General features: G+C 61.1%; 15 protein-coding genes. 3 read left to right on the top strand and 12 right to left on the bottom strand.

Going from position 1 to position 16,438, the window contains the following annotated elements; translation table 11 throughout:
- Positions 1-43: 43 nt before the first annotated feature.
- The 6 genes from WNE31_RS14405 to WNE31_RS14380 all read right to left on the bottom strand — a co-directional run bounded on the left by WNE31_RS14405 (position 44) and on the right by WNE31_RS14380 (position 6,455).
- Positions 44-1,102 carry a branched-chain amino acid ABC transporter permease gene (locus tag WNE31_RS14405; protein ID WP_349980597.1) on the bottom strand — a complete coding sequence of 353 codons (1,059 nt, stop codon included), beginning with the start codon at positions 1,100-1,102 and terminating at the stop codon, positions 44-46.
- Position 1,103: 1 nt separating this feature from the next.
- On the bottom strand, positions 1,104-2,135 hold the full coding sequence (locus WNE31_RS14400; RefSeq protein ID WP_349980595.1) for a branched-chain amino acid ABC transporter permease: 1,032 nt from the start codon (positions 2,133-2,135) through the stop codon (positions 1,104-1,106).
- Positions 2,136-2,198: 63 nt separating this feature from the next.
- Entirely contained in the window at positions 2,199-2,924 is a 726-nt protein-coding gene (locus WNE31_RS14395; RefSeq protein WP_349980594.1) for an ABC transporter ATP-binding protein, read from the bottom strand.
- Positions 2,917-3,681: an ABC transporter ATP-binding protein gene (locus tag WNE31_RS14390; protein WP_349980592.1), complete on the bottom strand. Its 765-nt coding sequence runs from the start codon at positions 3,679-3,681 to the stop codon at positions 2,917-2,919. Before WNE31_RS14390 ends, WNE31_RS14395 begins: the two co-directional genes overlap by 8 nt.
- Before the next feature lie 74 nt (positions 3,682-3,755).
- Positions 3,756-4,931, bottom strand: coding sequence for a substrate-binding domain-containing protein (locus WNE31_RS14385; protein WP_349980590.1), 1,176 nt, complete (start codon positions 4,929-4,931; stop codon positions 3,756-3,758).
- A gap of 111 nt (positions 4,932-5,042) precedes the next feature.
- Positions 5,043-6,455 carry a pyridoxal phosphate-dependent decarboxylase family protein gene (locus WNE31_RS14380; RefSeq protein ID WP_349980589.1) on the bottom strand — a complete coding sequence of 471 codons (1,413 nt, stop codon included), beginning with the start codon at positions 6,453-6,455 and terminating at the stop codon, positions 5,043-5,045.
- Between the two features lie 104 nt (positions 6,456-6,559).
- On the opposite strand from WNE31_RS14380, the gene hpaR reads away from it, so the two are divergent.
- The gene (gene hpaR, locus WNE31_RS14375) at positions 6,560-7,000 is read left to right on the top strand and encodes a homoprotocatechuate degradation operon regulator HpaR (RefSeq protein ID WP_349980588.1); all 441 of its coding nucleotides are present in this window, start codon (positions 6,560-6,562) and stop codon (positions 6,998-7,000) included.
- Between the two features lie 6 nt (positions 7,001-7,006).
- Here hpaR and WNE31_RS14370 read toward each other — a convergent pair whose 3' ends face one another.
- The 6 genes from WNE31_RS14370 to WNE31_RS14345 form a co-directional block, all read right to left on the bottom strand.
- Positions 7,007-7,816, bottom strand: a complete 810-nt coding sequence (locus tag WNE31_RS14370; RefSeq protein WP_349980587.1) for a PaaX family transcriptional regulator C-terminal domain-containing protein — start codon at positions 7,814-7,816, stop codon at positions 7,007-7,009.
- 79 nt (positions 7,817-7,895) lie between these two features.
- On the bottom strand, positions 7,896-9,926 hold the full coding sequence (paaZ, locus tag WNE31_RS14365) for a phenylacetic acid degradation bifunctional protein PaaZ (RefSeq protein WP_349980586.1): 2,031 nt from the start codon (positions 9,924-9,926) through the stop codon (positions 7,896-7,898).
- A 130-nt stretch (positions 9,927-10,056) separates the two neighbouring features.
- Positions 10,057-11,409 (bottom strand): TRAP transporter large permease, encoded by a 1,353-nt coding sequence (locus WNE31_RS14360; RefSeq protein ID WP_349980585.1) that lies wholly within the window; start codon positions 11,407-11,409, stop codon positions 10,057-10,059.
- Complete coding sequence (locus WNE31_RS14355; protein ID WP_349980584.1) at positions 11,406-11,912, bottom strand: TRAP transporter small permease; 507 nt, start codon at positions 11,910-11,912, stop codon at positions 11,406-11,408. The genes WNE31_RS14360 and WNE31_RS14355 overlap by 4 nt, the downstream gene beginning before the upstream one ends.
- Positions 11,913-11,989: 77 nt before the next feature.
- Positions 11,990-13,012, bottom strand: coding sequence for a TRAP transporter substrate-binding protein (locus WNE31_RS14350; protein ID WP_349980583.1), 1,023 nt, complete (start codon positions 13,010-13,012; stop codon positions 11,990-11,992).
- Positions 13,013-13,083: 71 nt separating this feature from the next.
- Entirely contained in the window at positions 13,084-15,123 is a 2,040-nt protein-coding gene (locus WNE31_RS14345) for an FAD-dependent oxidoreductase (protein ID WP_349980582.1), read from the bottom strand.
- 104 nt (positions 15,124-15,227) lie between these two features.
- Between WNE31_RS14345 and paaG the strand changes: the two genes are divergently transcribed.
- Positions 15,228-16,013 (top strand): 2-(1,2-epoxy-1,2-dihydrophenyl)acetyl-CoA isomerase PaaG, encoded by a 786-nt coding sequence (gene paaG, locus WNE31_RS14340; RefSeq protein WP_349980581.1) that lies wholly within the window; start codon positions 15,228-15,230, stop codon positions 16,011-16,013.
- Positions 16,010-16,435: a hydroxyphenylacetyl-CoA thioesterase PaaI gene (gene paaI, locus WNE31_RS14335; RefSeq protein ID WP_349980580.1), complete on the top strand. Its 426-nt coding sequence runs from the start codon at positions 16,010-16,012 to the stop codon at positions 16,433-16,435. Before paaG ends, paaI begins: the two co-directional genes overlap by 4 nt.
- Positions 16,436-16,438 lie beyond the last annotated feature (3 nt).

The following is a 16,438-nucleotide window of genomic DNA, read 5'->3' as shown; positions in this document are numbered from 1 at the left end:
GGGGGGCTATGCCACCGCCGCGGCCCAGTTGCGTGCCTGACGCCTATTTACCCTGGCGTAGACGCCCGACAATGCCCGTCGGGAAGAAATAAACCGACATGATGAACAGCACACCCAGCCACAACAGCCAGCGATCCGCGCTGAGCAGTTCGGGCAGGATGGGCAGCCCTTCGACCGCCTGTGACGCGGCGCCCATGAGGTTCTGCAGATAGTTCTGCGCCAGCACGAACAGGGTCGCACCGATCACGGCCCCGTACATTGTGCCCATGCCGCCGATCACCACCATCAACAGGATGTCGATCATGATCTCCATCGACAGTGATGTGTCCGGCCCGACATAGCGCAGCCAGATCGCATAGAGTGACCCTGCCAGTGCCGCCAGCGCCGCCGACAGACAGGTCGCAACCACGCGGTAATGCACCACGCGATAGCCGATCGCCTCGGCGCGGAAATCGTTTTCGCGGATGGCCAGCAGAACCCGGCCAAAGGGCGAATGCACGATCCGCAGCATGAACAGGAACAGCACGAGGCACGAGATGAACACGAGATAGTATTTCAGCAGGTTGCCGTTCATCTTCACGCCGAGAAACTCTCCATCGGCGAACTTGAACGCCGGGCCCAGTTCGCGCGGAATCTTGTAGGACAGGCCGTCCTCCCCACCGGTCAGGCCGGACAGTTGGCTGACCAGCACGGCCACGGCCGAGGCCACCGCCAGCGTGATCATGGCAAAGAAGATCGCCCGCACCCGCAGGGAAAACAGCCCGATCACCAACGCCAGCAACGCCGCGATCAAAGCGCCGGACAGCGACCCGACCAGCAACGCGTCAAAGCCGCGCCCCATATGGGTGCTGGCCAGCGCGACGCCATAGGCCCCGAGCCCGAAGAACATCGTATGGGCAAAGCTGACGATCCCGCCATAGCCCAGCATCAGGTCGTAGGACGCGACCAGCACGATGAACACGCAGATGCGCGCCGCCGTATCGACCGAGCGTACCCCCGGAAACAGGAAGGGCGCAAAGGCGAGACAGAACAGGATGCCACCCAGGACAATGGCAAGAACGGTGCTGCGGGGCATGTCGCCCGAAAGAAGTTTGTTCAGCATCTTACTTGGCCTTCACAACAGGGATCATGCCTTGCGGGCGCCACATCAGGATCGCAACCATCAGGCCGATGTTGGAAATCAGGGCCACCTTGGGTTCAAGGAAGGCGACATAGTTCTGCATCAGGCCCACCAGCAGCGCGCCGATGAAGCAGCCCTCGACGCTGCCCAGACCGCCGATGATGACCACGATGAAGATCAGGATCATCGAATGGTTGCCCATATGTGCGGTGATGACCTCTTGGTAGAGCCCCCAGAGCACGCCGCCCAGACCGGCCAGCGCCGAGCCAGCCAGAAACACGCCGATAAAGACAAGGCGCAGGCGATAACCCAATGCCTCGACCATTTCGCCGTTTTCCACACCGGCACGCACGATCAGGCCGATCTTGGTGCGGCGCAGAACCCAGCGCATCGCAAGGAATACCACCAGACCGATGGCCACCGCCACGAGGCGGTACTTTTCGAGCGCGGCGCCGGCAAAGGTGATCGCACCCTTCAGGGCCTCGGGGCGGGTGATATAGATCTCTTCCGGCCCCCACAGCACGATGATCAGCTGTTCCACCACGATCAGACCACCCATCGTGACAAGGATCTGTTTGAGGTGGTTGCCATAGACCGGCTTGACGATGACCTTTTCAAAAGCCCAGCCCATCGCCCCCGTCGCCGCCATGGCGCCAAAGATCGCCACCATCATCGCGGTGAGGTTCAACGCCAGTGACGGCGCATCGGTCATGTGTTCCAGGACCAGCAACAGCGAGACCCCGACAAAGGCCCCGACCGAGACAAAGGCCCCGTGGCCGAAGTTGATGATGTCCATCAGACCAAAGACCAGTGTCAGCCCCGAGGCCATGATGAAGATCATCATCCCCATGGCCAGCCCCGAGACGGTCAGGGTCAGCCAGCTTGAGGTGGTCGGGATCAGGATCAGGCCCAGGATCATCAGGCCCAGCACCAGCAATACGGGTGCGTATGGTTCAAGCCGTTGTGACAGGCTGATCTGGGCCATGGTCGGAGTGTGATCGGGTGCGGCGCTCATGGCTGTTCCCCTTGTTTCGCGTTTCCAAACAGTGTCATTGTTCTTGCTCTTTCCCGAAGTTCGCTAGTGTTGGGCGTCCAGAGACAGCCCCATCAGGCGTTCCTGCAACTCGGCGTCGGTGGCGAGCGTTTTCATGTCGCCCGACCAGATCATGCGCCCGTCATCCATGACGTTCGCCGTATCCCCCAGCGCCTTGGCCACCGAAAAGTTCTGTTCGACCAAAAGGATTGATGCGCCCTGTTCCTTCAATTCGCGCAACGCGCGCGCCATGGTCGAGATGATCGCGGGCGCGAGGCCCTTGGTCGGCTCGTCAATCAGGTAGAGCTTGCGTTCCTCGATCATCGCGCGCGCGATCGTCAGCATCTGTTTCTGGCCGCCCGACAGGGTGCCCGCGTCTTTCTTCCAGAAGGTTTCGAGCGCGGGAAACACCGTGAACAGCCATTGCAGGCGGGTCTGGTCGATCGGGCCGGATGCAGCGGCAAGGATCATGTTCTCCTCGACGCTGAGATCGGCAAAGATGCCCATGTCCTCGGGGACAAAGCCGACACCCAGACGGGCAATGGCCGGGGTTGGCATCTTCTTGATATCCTCACCATCCAGCAGGATTTCGCCCTCATGCGCGCGCCAGTGGCCGATGATCGTGCGCAGCGTGGTGGTCTTGCCCACCCCGTTGCGCCCCAACAGCATTGTGACCGCGCCGCGCGGCACCTCGAGGTCGACGCCCTGAAGGATGTGATACTGGGCGATGTTGGTCTTGACGCCCCTGAGCGTGAGAATGTTGTCAGACATCTTCCAGTTCCTTGCCCATATACGCCTCTTGCACCACGTCCGAGGCGATCACCTCGGCGGGTTCGCCATCTGCGGCCAACGCGCCGTTGTGCAGCACGATGATCCGGTCGGCGAGGGTGCGGATCACGTCCATCTTGTGTTCGACCAGAAGGATCGAGCGGTCTTTCTTGGCCTTGAGTTCGGCAATCAGGTCCAGCACGACGGGTGCCTCGTCCACGGACATGCCCGCGGTGGGTTCGTCAAACATGTAGACCAGCGGGTCCAGCGCGATCAGCAGCGCGACCTCCAGCTTGCGCTGGTCGCCATGGCTGAGTTCGGACACGATCTGGTGGGCCTGGTCGGTCAGGCGGACGCGTTCGACGATTTCCTCGGCTGGCGTCGTCAGGTCGTCATGGTCCGATGCCATCGAGAACATGTTGAACCCGCGCCCGGCCTTGGACTGAATCACCAGCCGCACGTTTTCCAGAACGTTCAGGTTCGGAAACAGGTTGGTCAACTGAAAGGCCCGCCCGATGCCCAGATGGGTGCGCTGGGCGACGGACATGCGCGTGATGTCGCGCCCGTTCAGCTTGACCCGGCCCTCGCTGGACGGGATCTGCCCTGAGATCAGGTTGAAATAGGTGGTTTTACCTGCGCCGTTCGGGCCGACAATCGCTGTCAACTCGCCCGTGTTGAAGCCGCAGGAGATGTGGTCGACCGCCACGTGGCCACCAAAGCGCACGGTCAGGTCGGTTGTTTCTAGGATGGGGTGTGACATGTCACCAAGTTTCCCTTTGGGGAATGCAAAGGCCCGGCGGCCGCAAAACCGCCGGGCCTGATGTTACGGTTCGATTACTTGTTGCGGACGGGGATCGGCAGATCGTCCATGGTCAGTTCACGCACCAGTTCGGGGATCGCCCACTCGACATTGTCGTCGACGCGGATCTTGAAGTGGTACATGGACTGCATCGCCTGATGATCCTCGGCGCGGAACTTCATGGTGCCCTTTGGGGTCTCCCATTCCATGCCCTTCATCGCGGCAATCAGGTCTTCGGTGTCGGTGCCACCGGCCTTCTTGATGGCCTCAACCGCGGCGATCCCGGCGGTCATGCCACCTGCGGTGAAGAAATCGGGCGGCGAACCAAAACGCTCCTGGTGGGTTTTCACCAGCCAGTCATTCACCGGGTTCTGCGGGATTTCGTAGTAGTAGTAGGTCGCGCCTTCCATGCCGGGGAAGTCCTTGTAAGCTTTCATCGCCGCAAGGATGTTGCCGCCAGTCGCGATTTCGATGCCAAAGCGGCTGGGATCCATCGCTTGGATCTTGCCCATCGGGTTGCCGCCACCGGCCCAGATGATGAACAGCCGTTTCTCACCATCCAGATCCTTCATCGCATTGAAGATCCGCTCGGCGGCTGCGGTAAAGTCGGTGGTGTCGGTGGGCACGTATTCTTCGTGCGCAATGCTCGATCCAACGCTTTCAAGGGCCTCCTTGAAGGCGCCGATCCCGTCACGGCCAAAGGCATAGTCCTGGGCGAGCGTGGCGATATGCACATTTTCACCCGCCAGTGCGATCGCGTTCGACACGGCGTCTTGCGACGAGTTGCGCGAGGTGCGGAAGATATAGCGGTTCCAGTTCGAACCGGTGATCGAGTCTGCCACGGCGGGCTCCACGATCAGGATTTTCTCGTATTCCTCGGCAACCGGCAGCATCGCCAGCGCCACGCCCGAGCTGACCGGACCGATGGCAAGATCGACCTCGTCATCGCCATAGGCCTCTTCCAGAAGGGCCTTGCCGTTGTCGGGCTTCAACTGGGTGTCTTTTTCGATCACGACGATCTTTTCGCCGTTGATCTCCATGGTGCCACCGGTGGCGTATTCCAGCCCCAGCATCAGGCCGTCATGCGACTGTTTCGCATAGGCCTCGAACGGGCCGGTTTTGCCATAGACATGGGCAATCTTGATATCGGCAAAGGCCGCGCTGGCAAGCGCCATCGCCGAGACCATGCTGCCGAGCAGCAGTTTCTTCATTGGTTTTCCTCCCTGTCGACCAGGCCCCGGAAAGGGACCCGTATCCATTGTCACAATCGTAGAGGTGCGGCGCCGGAACGGTCAACTTGGTGGAAATACGTAGTTCACCCCTTACCTAAGGTCGCGGGCAATTTCCTGAATGACTTCAAGGGCTAAGAGGATGTCTTCGCGGGTTGCATCGACCTGTCCCGCCTGAAAGCGGATGACCAGCGCGCCTGCGACCCGCGTCTGGGTCAGGTAGATGCGTCCGTCATCGTTGATGGCATCGACCAGTCTCTGGTTCAACTCATCCAGGTCTTTGGCCCCCTCGGGCGCATAGCGGAAGGTGAACAGCGACAGCACCGGCGCGGTCAAGATTTCAAAGTCGCTTTCCTGCGCAAGCAGGTCGTGCAGTTCCTCGGCCCATGCAACGTGATTTCGGATCATCGCCTGCAATCCTTCAATGCCATAGACCCGCAGCACAAACCAGATTTTCAAGGCGCGGAAGCGCCGGCCAAGCGGCACCGACCATTCGGAATAGTTGATGATCCCGTCCGCGCCATGGGTCTTGAGATACTCGGGGCGGATTGCCAGCGTACGCACCAGATCGTCGGGGTTTTTTACAAAATGCGCTGAACAGTCGAATTGCATCCCAAGCCATTTATGCGGGTTGAACACGACCGAATCCGCCTTGTCGATGCCGGTCCAGTAATGCCGGTATTCAGGACAGATCATCGCCGCCCCCGCCCAGGCCGCATCGACATGTACGTAAAGATCAAATTTGGCCGCGATATCGCAGACCGCCGAGACGTCATCGCACCCGCCGGTGCCGGTGCCCCCAACACAAGCCACGATGCCTGCGGGCTTCAGCCCGTTGGCGATATCTTCTTTGATGGTCGCTTCCAGAGCCTCGGGCTGCATCGACCGCAATGGTCCTTGCGTCGGTACACGGCGCAGGTTGTTTTGTCCGATGCCAGCGATCCAGATGGCGCGGTCCACCGAGGTGTGGACCTCTTCCGAACAATAGATCCGCAGGGTGTCGAGACCGGCGAGCCCCTCTTCGTTGCCCTTCCACGCAAGCGCCCGTTCGCGCATTGTCAGCACCGCAGCCAACGTTGCGGTCGAGGCGCTGTCCTGAATAACACCTTCGAAATGGTCTGCCAGCCCCAGTGACTGGCGCAACCATTGCAGCATTCGTGTTTCCATCTCGGTCGCGGCGGGCGAGGTCTGCCATAGCATACATTGCGGCGCGACCACCGTGGCTAGATAATCTGCCAGCATCGAAGGCGGTGTGGCATTCGCGGGGAAATATGCAAAGAAGCGGGGATGTTGCCAATGGGTGATGCCGGGCATGACGATGTTTTCAAAGTCTGCAAACACATCCTCCATCGCGCCGCCCGTGGTCGGGGGCGTCTCGGGCAATTGCCGCAGAATGTCACCAGGGGCAACCTGTGCCCGCACGGGGCGGTCACGCAGGGTTGTGTGATACCCTTTCGCCCAGTCCGAGATGCGCGCGCCCCATTTCGAAAACTCGTCCCAGTTCACCTGCCATGCCTCCCCTTAAGTCTTGGATCAGCGTCACCTTTTGGGCGGTAGTTTACAAGTGAAATGATATTGCTCTTCAGGGCATAAAAGTGCATCATTATGTTATGCCTACCACGCGTTCCAACCCGTCTACATCCCGTTCGCTGCCCATCGCCCTTTTGCGGGCCCGTGAGAAAGTCATGGGGCCGATCCGGCACATGCTGGCCGATGCCGGTGTGACCGAGCAGCAATGGCGCGTTTTGCGGGTGCTGGATGAAGAAGGCCCGTTGGATCCGACCACCATCGCCGACCGTGCGGTGCTATTGCTGCCCAGCCTCACGCGCATTCTGCAAAAGCTTGAGGAAAAGGGTCTGGTCACGAGGCGTCGCGATGAACATGACCGCCGCCGCCAGGTCATTGCCGCCACCGAAAGCGGCAGTGCGCTGATTGCGGCGAACATGGAAACCAGCCGGAAAATCCTCAGCGACCTGCGCGACCGTATGGGCGAGGACAAACACGAGGCGCTGATCGACCTTCTGGCCGAGTTGACCGACCTCGAAATGTGACCGCCCCTAGCGGGCGTCCAGCTCGGTCAGCGTGGGGCGTCCAAGGCGATCCAGAATGCCCATCACCTTGTCGCGGCAGGCGGTGCCGCGCCAGTGTTCGCTGAAAAAACTGTCGGGAAGATCAGGATGGGACAACAACGCCTTGCGCCAGTTATGCACGATCACAGTTCGCAGACTTGCCACTTCGCAAGGGGACAGGCACGGTGCCGCGTCAAGCATGCCGGCAAACCGGTCCAGCGCCTGTTCAAGATCGGCATAGGCCTGCACCAATTCCGGTGGCGAGGTGCGCGCCCGCAGCCAATCCGGCACGGTGTCGACGGTGCCGGTCATGACCAACCCGTCCACATCCGACAAGGGTGCGGTCGACGGCGCCAGAAAGACACCCGGCGCCACCACAAGATGCCCGCTGCGGGTCAGTTCCTTTTCGACCGATTGCCGTTCCGCCATTTTCACCGTGTCCTGCACCAGAAGACGCCATTGGTCGGGGGCGGCGCTGGCGCGGGCATAGATGCGTGGGGTGGCGGCGGCGGTTTCGGCAAGGCCGTGATCCGTCAGGGAATAGAGGCTTGAGCGGCCCGCCTTTTCGCTGCGCAGCCAGCCGTCATTGCGCAACCGGAACAGGGCCACGCGCTGGGCCTCGGGTTTGATGCCCGTGGGTTCGATGATCGAAGACAGGGTGGTGCCCGCAATCCGGTCTCCGGCGGTACCGGCAAGATCCCCGAACAGGGTCACGATGACCGACCAGACCCTCTGGTTGCGGTTGTAGGTCAAAACCGAAATTGCGGTTTCAAACCATTTGTTTGCGGTGTCTTTCATGCCCCCGTTATAGGCGGGGCGCAGAGCAAACACCATCCCCACCCGAAGTCTGTACCCTCGGGCGGGAATGGGTGATCGCTTAATAGGCGTTCATGGTCAGCAGTTCGTATTCCGCGACCAGTTCGTCGTCCTGGTTGGTCAGCGTCACGTGCCAGCGGACCTCGCCATACTCATCGTTGCGCTGAGTCTTTTTCTTGACGGTCAGGCGCACCTTGATGCTGTCGCCAGCCGAGACCGGCTTCATGAAACGCAATCCGTCCAGGCCGGTATTGGCCAGAACCGGACCTTCGTTCGGCTCGACAAACAGGCCCGCCGCGAAGGACAGGAGAAGGTAACCATGTGCAACACGGCCGGGGAAAAACGGGTTCCGCTCGGCGGCTTCCTGATCCATGTGGGCATAGAAGGTGTCGCCGGTGAAGTTCGCGAAATGCTCGATGTCCTCAAGGGTTACGGTGCGCGGCGCGGTGTGCAGGGTTTCGCCGATCGACAGCTCGCCATATTTGCGGGTGAACGGATGCGCAGGGCCTTCGATCTCGGTCGCGCCAGGCACCCATTTCTCGCCAATCGCCGACAGGATATCGGGCGACCCCTGGATCGCGGTCCGCTGCATGTAGTGTTTCACACCACGCACACCGCCCATTTCTTCGCCGCCGCCTGCGCGACCCGGACCGCCATGCACCATGTGCGGCAGCGGAGAGCCGTGACCGGTCGATTCCTTCATCGAGTCGCGGTTGTTGAAATAGAGGCGACCATGGAACGCGCCCGATCCCATTGCGACGTGACGCGCGACGGTCGGATCATGGGTGATGACCGACGCCACGAGCGAGCCCTGACCCTTGTTGGCCAATTCGATCGCGTGGTCCAGATCGCGATAGCCCATGATGGTCGACACGGGGCCAAAGGCCTCGGTGTCGTGGATGCGCTCTGCGGTATCGGGGTTGGCGCAGTGGAACAGCATCGGCGGCACAAAGGCGCCCTTGTCGGCGTCGGCGCCATCGACCGCGAAATCCTCTGGGTTTCCAAAGACACGCTCGGCCTCGGTGCCGATGATCGCGGCTTTTTCCAGCACGTCGCGTTTCTGACCGTTCGAGACCAGCGCGCCCATGCGGGTGGTTTCGAGACGCGGATCGCCGATCACGGTTTTCGCCAGACGTGCGGACAGGGCTTCGATCACGGCCTGTACCGTGTTTTCCGGTGCGATGATGCGGCGGATTGCGGTACATTTCTGGCCCGCCTTGGTGGTCATCTCGCGCTGGACTTCTTTGACAAACAGATCGAACTCGGGTGTGCCAGGTTGCGCATCGGGGCCAAGGATCGAGGCGTTCAGGCTGTCCTGTTCGGCCACGAACCGCACCGAGTTTTCAAGGATCACAGGGTTGGAGCGCAGCTTCAGCGCGGTGTCGGCCGAGCCGGTAAAGCTGACCACGTCCTGCATGCCCAGACGGTCGAGCATGTCGCCCAGGCCACCAGACACCAACTGGATCGCACCGGCGGGCAGAATGCCCGAGTCGAGCATCAGGCGCACGCAAAGCTCTGTCACATAGCACGAGTTCGTCGCGGGTTTCACGATGCAGGGCACACCGGCCAGAAGGGTCGGCGCAACCTTTTCAAGCATCCCCCAGACAGGGAAGTTGAAGGCGTTGATATGTACCGCCACACCTTGCAGTGGGGTACAAATGTGCTGACCCAGGAAGGTGCCGTTGCGCGACAGTTGTTCCAGATCCCCGTCGAGATAAACATGCCCGTCGGGCATTTCGCGGCGGCCTTTCGATGCAAAGACCAGAAGCGTACCGATCCCGCCGTCGATGTCGATCAGGTGGTCCGACTGGGTCGCGCCCGTATCAAACGACAGGTCGTACATGGCCTGACGGTGCTCGCGCAGATGCAGTGCCACAGCCTTGAGCATCTTGGCGCGCTCGTGGAAGGTCATTTTGCGCAGGGCAGGGCCGCCCACGTTTCGTGCGTAGTCCAGCATGGCCTGCACGTCGAGATCGTTGTTGCCCGCGCTGGCGATCACGTCGCCGGTGACGGCGCTGGCGATGTTGCGGGCACCTGCGCCCGGAGCAATCCATTCACCAGCGGCAAAGCTGGAAATCTGTTGGACGGTCATGGTTTTTCCTCCTGTCACACCCTACAGGACGCGGGTGGATTCTGGGTTAGCATATAACCAACCGTACGGTCGGTCAATAAATTCGGTCAGGAAAAGGCCGCAACGCTTGCACGCGCGGCCCTTTCAAAGGTCAGTGGCCCATCGCGCCCATTTGCTCGGGCAGGACCAGAACGATCCACGGGATCAGAACGATCAGCGCCAGACGGAAGATATCGGCGATCCAGAACGGGGTCACCCCGCGGAAGATCGTACCGGTCGAGACATCCCCGACCACCCCCTTGAGGATGAACACGTTCAAACCCACAGGTGGTGTAATCAACGAGATCTCGGTCACCACGACCACCACGATGCCGAACCAGATCGGATCATAGCCCAGCGATGTGACCAGCGGGAAGAAGATCGGAACCGTGAGCAGCAGCATCGACAGCGATTCAAACACGCAGCCCAGAATGATGTAGATGCCAAGGATCATCAGGATAACCACGAAGTTCGGCACATCATAGGCGGTGACCAGCGCGATCAATGCCTCGGGCAGGCCCGCAAGGTTGATGAAGTTCGAAAAGATCTGCGCGCCGATCAGAACCGAGAACAGCGCCGCGGCGGTGAAAGTGGTTTCTTTCAGCACCTCGAAGGTGGACTTGATGGTCAGCCCGCCGCGCGACAGCGCGATCAGGAACGCACCCGCCGCGCCCATGCCAGCGGCTTCGGTGGGCGAGAAGGTCAGGTTCAGCGGAGCAATGTCAAACGCACCATACAGACCGCCAATCACGAGGAAGAACAGCAACAGCACGGCCCAGACCGATTTCAGGGCCAACAGGCGCTGACCCCAGCCAGCACGTTCCCCGGCCGGACCGGCCTCGGGGTTACGCCAGACGGTGTAGCGGACTGCAAACAGGTAGAACAGGATGCCCATCGCGCCCGGCAAAATGCCGGCCATGAACAGCTTGCCGATCGAGGTTTCGGTCAGCAGGCCATAGATCACGAGGATCACCGAGGGCGGGATCAGGATGCCCAGCGTACCGCCTGCCGCGATCGAGGCGGTTGACAGTTCATCCGAGTATCCATAGCGGCGCATTTCGGGCATCGCGACTTTCGACATGGTCGCCGCAGTGGCCAGCGAAGAACCACAAATGGCCGAGAACCCGCCACAGGCGGCAACGGTCGCCATGGCGATCCCGCCGCGCATATGGCCCAGGAAGGCGTTCGACACGGCATAAAGCTCTTTCGCCATGCCACCCTTGTTCACGAACAGGCCCATCAGGATGAACAGGGGCACAACCGACAGGCCATAGTCCTGCGCGGTATCGGTGATCTGGCGCCCCACCATCGACATGGCAGCCTTGAGGCCACGCTCGTCAAAGATCGAGCCACCGCGTTCATAGGCAAAGCCAAGCGTGCCCACTAGACCCATCGCGAACACGATGGGCATGCGGACCAGCACCAGCACAAGAACAATGAAGAATCCGATGATTGCGGCGGTCATGCGCGATGCTCCGTCAACAGTTTGGGGGCCAGGAAGTGCAACAGGCCGATGACGACCATGGCAATAGCGGCGATTGCAGTGAAGACAGCGATGAACCAACCCACATAGAATTGCGGGATACCGAGATATTCGGTGACATCGCCATAGTCGCGGGCGCGTTCAGCAAGGATCCAGACGCGCTGGATGGGCCAGTACAGCATCACGCCGCAGACAATGTAGATAATGCCATCGCGGATGTGGCTCAGGCGCAGGCGGGCAAAGATACCGTCGGTCAGGTCAACCGCGATATGGCCGTTGCTGGCCGAGATATTGGGCAGGACGGCAAACACGAGGATCGCCATCAGAATGCGGGTCAGTTCGGTCGCGGCCTCGATGGGCGCGTTAAAGACCGACCGCAGGATCACGTCGCAGAACGTCATGACCATCAGGATGAACAAGGCGCCGCAGGCGACCACAACAGGAATGGTGCTGAGCCGGCGTATGAAGTGAAGGAGCGCAGCCATAGGAGCAGCCCTTTCGTCAGACATGGGGGAAGGGGGATGACCCGGCGGGGGTGCCGCCGGGTCCTAGAGGACGGGTCTTAGTAGGCCGACATCTCTTGGGCGATCATGTCATAGGCCGCCTGACCGTCAACACCGGCTTCGGTGACTTCGGCGATGACCTTGGCACGGACGTCTGCAGCAATGGCGTTGAACTTTTCAAGGTCCGCTGCCGAGGCCGCGTTGATGGCGTTGCCTTCGGTCGAGGTGGTGGCCTCACGACCGATGCCGTCGATCTCGTCCCAGATCTTGCCGATTTCGCGCGACAGCGGTTCACCAAAGACTTTCTCGTCCAGGGCTTTCTGCAGGTCGGCAGGCAGGTCTGCGAACACGTCTTCGTTCATGATGAACGCGAACGAACCACGATACAGGCCACCCGGAACTTCATAGACGTTCTGGGCGACTTCGGTCAGCTTAAAGCCCTTGCGCGATTCCATCGGCATCACAACACCGTCGGCGGCGTTCGAAGCGAGGGTTTCATAGACCTTGGGGGCAGGCACGGCGATACCGGTGGCACCCAGAGCCGCGCCGACGTCACCGCCAACACCACCGGGGATACGCACTTTCATGCCTTCGATCTGCGCCATGTCGGTCACGGTCGCGCCCGAGTGCAGCTGGGCCGGGCCGTGCGTGTGCAGAGCAATCAGCTTTACACCGCGGTGCTCGTTGGCAGCCGACAGGTATTTTTCATAGGCGCGCCAGTAGGCCACCGATGCCGCCTCGGCCGAGCCTTCATAGCCAGGCAGTTCGATCATCTTGGTGGTGACAAAACGGCCGGGCTGGTAGCCGTGGAAGATGATCGACGCATCCGCCGCACCGTCCATGATCAGGTCCATTTGGGCCGGGGGCGGGGCGATGCCCAGCTTCAGCTCGGCAGTGACCTTGCCGTCCGTGGCTTCTTCCACCATCTCGATGAACTTGGGCCACATCTTGGCGTTGATGCCGTGGGTCGGCGGTGCCCAGCTCGAGATAACGAGCGTGTGGTCTGCAGCAAAAGCCGCGGCTGCCGACAGAGCCATGGTGGCGCCTGCCAGAAGCGAGGTGATTTTCGAGAATTTGGCCATGAGATCCTCCCTTAAATGCCAATTCGTTGCGGTGTTAACCGTTGATTTTGTAACTATCAACGATGTTCGGTTCACTTTTCAAACCGCGCCGGGACCGGTGCGATCTTCCATGAGTCGGGGCTTTCCTCCACCACCAACTGCATGAATTCCTGAGACTTTTGCCACCCGATTTCAGTGGCGTACTGCATCGGCCCCCCACGCCAACGTGGGAACCCGTAGCCATGAATTTTGACCATATCCACGTCAGCGGGGCGTTCGGCGATTCCCTCGGCGACAATTTGCGCGCCCTCGTTGGCCATCACGGCCAGAAGACGTCCCGAGATGTCCTCGTCGCTGAAGTCGCGCCGGATGATCCCGTGATCGGCCGAGTATTTAACGATCAGATCCTCGACTTCGGGGTCGCGTTGCGGCGTCCGGTTGCCCTCTTCATAGCGGTACCACCCTTTGCCCGTGCGCTGGCCCAGACGGTCCATTTCGCAAAGCTGGTCGGCGATGGTGACATAGCGTTCCTTGGGGTCGCGCGTGGCGGCCTGCCGTTTGCGGTTGGCCCAGGCGATCTGTAACCCGGTCAGGTCCTGCATTTCGTAGGGGCCCATCGGAACGCCCACTTTGCGCATCGCGGCGTCCACCTGATAGGGCAGGGCGCCATCGGCCAGGAGATAATCCGCAGCCCGGCGATAGGCGGCCAGAATGCGGTTGCCGATGAACCCGTCACAAATGCCGGACAGGACCGATACTTTGCGCAAGCGTTTGCCAAGCGCAAAGCCCGTGGCCAGAACCTCGGCGCTGGTATGCGGGGTTTTCACGATCTCCAACAGCTTCATGATATGGGCCGGGCTGAAGAAATGCAGACCCAGACAGCGCGATTGGTTCTCGATCCCTCCAAAGATCAGCATTGGATCAAGATAGGAGGTGTTGGTCGCCAAAATCGCATTTTTGTCCATCACAGCAGAGAGTTTCTGGAACACTTCGCGCTTGACGTCCACGTCCTCGAACACGGCCTCGATGGCCAACGGAGCGCTTGCCGCAGCGGCATAGTCAGATGCAGCGCGGAAAGCGGCCTTGCGCGCCTCGAAGGCTTCGGCCGTCATCTTGCCGCGTTTCACCGCGCCTTCCAGCAGACCATGCACGCGGGTTTCGGCGGTGGCTGCTGCCTCGGCGTCGCGTTCGATCAGGGTGACGGACAATCCGGAATTCAGGGCCGAGGTGGCGATCCCCGCGCCCATCAGGCCACCGCCCACCACCACGAGCGAGTCAATCTGGCGCGGTTCGGCCCCCTTGATGGCGTCGGGTTTGGCGACGACACGTTCGGCAAAGAAAGCGTGGCGCAAGGCGCGGCTTTCGGCGGACTGGCGCAGTTCCAGATGGCGGGCCCGTTCCTTGGGCTGGCCTTCGGCAAAGGGGGCCAGCGCCCATTGCAGCGCGGTCAGGTTTTCCAGCGGCGATTGCTGCCCCTTGGCCCGTTTGACCAGAGCGGTGCGCTTGGTATCGATCAGGGCAGAGTCAAATGCAGGCACGGCGCGGGCGCTGACGCCTACGGGGCGCTCGGGCAGGCTCGCGACAAACGCGGCGACGGCGCTGTTCAGGTCTTCGGCGACGATGTCGATCCCACCAAGTGCCAGCATCTCGTCGGCCTTGATGATTTTTCCAGAGCAGGCAATGTCGATGGCTGCGTCCATGCCGATCAGGCGTGGCAGGCGTTGCGTGCCACCCGCGCCGGGGATCAGGCCGACATTGACCTCGGGCAGGCCGAAACCGGTACCCGCCACGGCGATCCGCCAGGCACAGCCCATGGCGATCTCGAAACCGCCGCCCAGTACGTTGCCATGCATGGCCGCGATAAAGGGCACGGGGCTGTCTTCGATCATCTGAACCACGTCGGGCAGGTGGGGTTCCACCGGGGGCGCGTCGAATTCCGACATGTCCCCTCCGGCCACGAAGGTGCGCCCTGCACAGGTCAGCACCGCGACCCGCGCGCCTTGCACGGCCTGAACCGCATCGGCCAGCCCCTGACGGACGGCGGTCGAGGTTGCGTTAACGGGGGGATTGTTGATCTCGACCCAGGCAACATCGTCCTGATGGGTGACCGTGACCACGTGATTTTCCGACATGCACAAAATTTCCGCGTTCTTAGAATCAATCTTCCGCTCTTTTATTGACCAACCGTTCGGTTTATGCAAGATGATGTTTGAAATGATCGCCAAGGGAGGATGCAGTGAGCGATACGATTCTTGCGCAGGACCATGGAAATTGGGTTGAAATCACCCTGAACCGTCCGGACCGACTCAATTCGTTCAATGACGAAATGCATCTCGCGCTGCGTGCCGCCCTTGAAGGCGCGCGCGATTCGGGCGCGCGCTGCGTGCTTTTGACTGGGGCTGGGCGCGGCTTTTGTGCGGGTCAGGATCTGGGCGACCGTGATCCCTCGAAGATGGAGGGCAAGCCCGACCTGTCCAAGACGGTCCGCACCTTCTATGCACCGCTGGTGAACCTGATTCGGTCTCTCGACTTCCCCGTGATCTGCGCCGTAAACGGTGTGGCCGCCGGGGCAGGGGCCAACGTGGCACTGGCCTGTGACGTGGTGCTGGCCTCGGAAAGCGCCAAGTTCATACAGTCCTTCTCCAAGGTGGGCCTGATCCCCGATACCGGTGGATCGTGGCACCTGCCGCGCCTTCTGGGAGAAGCGCGTGCCAAGGGACTGGCCTTTACCGCCCAACCGCTGCCCGCCAAGCAGGCCGAGGACTGGGGTCTGATCTGGAAGGCCCTGCCCGATGGTGCCCTGATGGACGAGGCCCGCAGCATGGCCGAACAATTCGCCAACGGGCCGACGCTGGGCCTTGGGCTGACCAAGAAGTGCATTCAGGCCGCCGCAGTGGACACGCTGGAAGACCACCTTGAAATGGAAGCTGACGCCATGAAGATCTGTGGCGAGAGCGACGACTATGCCGAAGGCGTGTCGGCCTTCCTCGAAAAACGCACACCGGAGTTCAAAGGCAAATGACCCCCAAGGACCGCGCAGAGAAATCCGCCGCCGCCATGTGGGCGGGCGACCGCGCCAGTCAGGACCTCGGCATGACCATAGTCGAGGTCGACGAAGGTCGCGCCGTGCTGCAATTGACCGTGGCGGAACGCCATTCGAACGGTCACGGTATCTGTCACGGCGGTATTACCTTCTCGCTGGCCGACAGCGCCTTTGCCTTTGCCTGCAACAGTCGCAACCAGTCGACGGTCGCGCAGCATAATATCATCTCTTACCTCGCGCCGGGGCGTCTTGGCGACGTCCTGACCGCGACCGCAACCGAGCTGAGCCTGACCGGGCGCAGCGGTATTTACGACGTGAAAGTCACCAATCAGGATGGCACCGTGATCGCCGAGTTCCGTGGGTTCTCGCGCGCAATCAAGGGCCAGCTTTTCGAAGAATAACCG

Origin of the sequence: Shimia fortis, from assembly GCF_040225985.1 — a bacterium.
In the GTDB taxonomy this organism is placed as follows: domain Bacteria; phylum Pseudomonadota; class Alphaproteobacteria; order Rhodobacterales; family Rhodobacteraceae; genus Shimia.
Note: the sequence above shows the minus strand (reverse complement) of the source record. Positions and strands in the feature narration are given on the sequence as shown.

Bases quoted from the DNA above. Each gene is read 5' to 3' on its own strand.
- WNE31_RS14405 (WP_349980597.1), bottom strand. From the start codon at position 1,102: ATGCTGAACAAACTTCTTTCGGGCGACATGCCCCGCAGCACCGTTCTT.
- WNE31_RS14400 (WP_349980595.1), bottom strand. From the start codon at position 2,135: ATGAGCGCCGCACCCGATCACACTCCGACCATGGCCCAGATCAGCCTG.
- WNE31_RS14395 (WP_349980594.1), bottom strand. From the start codon at position 2,924: ATGTCTGACAACATTCTCACGCTCAGGGGCGTCAAGACCAACATCGCC.
- WNE31_RS14390 (WP_349980592.1), bottom strand. From the start codon at position 3,681: ATGTCACACCCCATCCTAGAAACAACCGACCTGACCGTGCGCTTTGGT.
- WNE31_RS14385 (WP_349980590.1), bottom strand. From the start codon at position 4,931: ATGAAGAAACTGCTGCTCGGCAGCATGGTCTCGGCGATGGCGCTTGCC.
- hpaR (WP_349980588.1), top strand. From the start codon at position 6,560: ATGCCTACCACGCGTTCCAACCCGTCTACATCCCGTTCGCTGCCCATC.
- WNE31_RS14370 (WP_349980587.1), bottom strand. From the start codon at position 7,816: ATGAAAGACACCGCAAACAAATGGTTTGAAACCGCAATTTCGGTTTTG.
- paaZ (WP_349980586.1), bottom strand. From the start codon at position 9,926: ATGACCGTCCAACAGATTTCCAGCTTTGCCGCTGGTGAATGGATTGCT.
- WNE31_RS14360 (WP_349980585.1), bottom strand. From the start codon at position 11,409: ATGACCGCCGCAATCATCGGATTCTTCATTGTTCTTGTGCTGGTGCTG.
- WNE31_RS14355 (WP_349980584.1), bottom strand. From the start codon at position 11,912: ATGGCTGCGCTCCTTCACTTCATACGCCGGCTCAGCACCATTCCTGTT.
- WNE31_RS14350 (WP_349980583.1), bottom strand. From the start codon at position 13,012: ATGGCCAAATTCTCGAAAATCACCTCGCTTCTGGCAGGCGCCACCATG.
- WNE31_RS14345 (WP_349980582.1), bottom strand. From the start codon at position 15,123: ATGTCGGAAAATCACGTGGTCACGGTCACCCATCAGGACGATGTTGCC.
- paaI (WP_349980580.1), top strand. From the start codon at position 16,010: ATGACCCCCAAGGACCGCGCAGAGAAATCCGCCGCCGCCATGTGGGCG.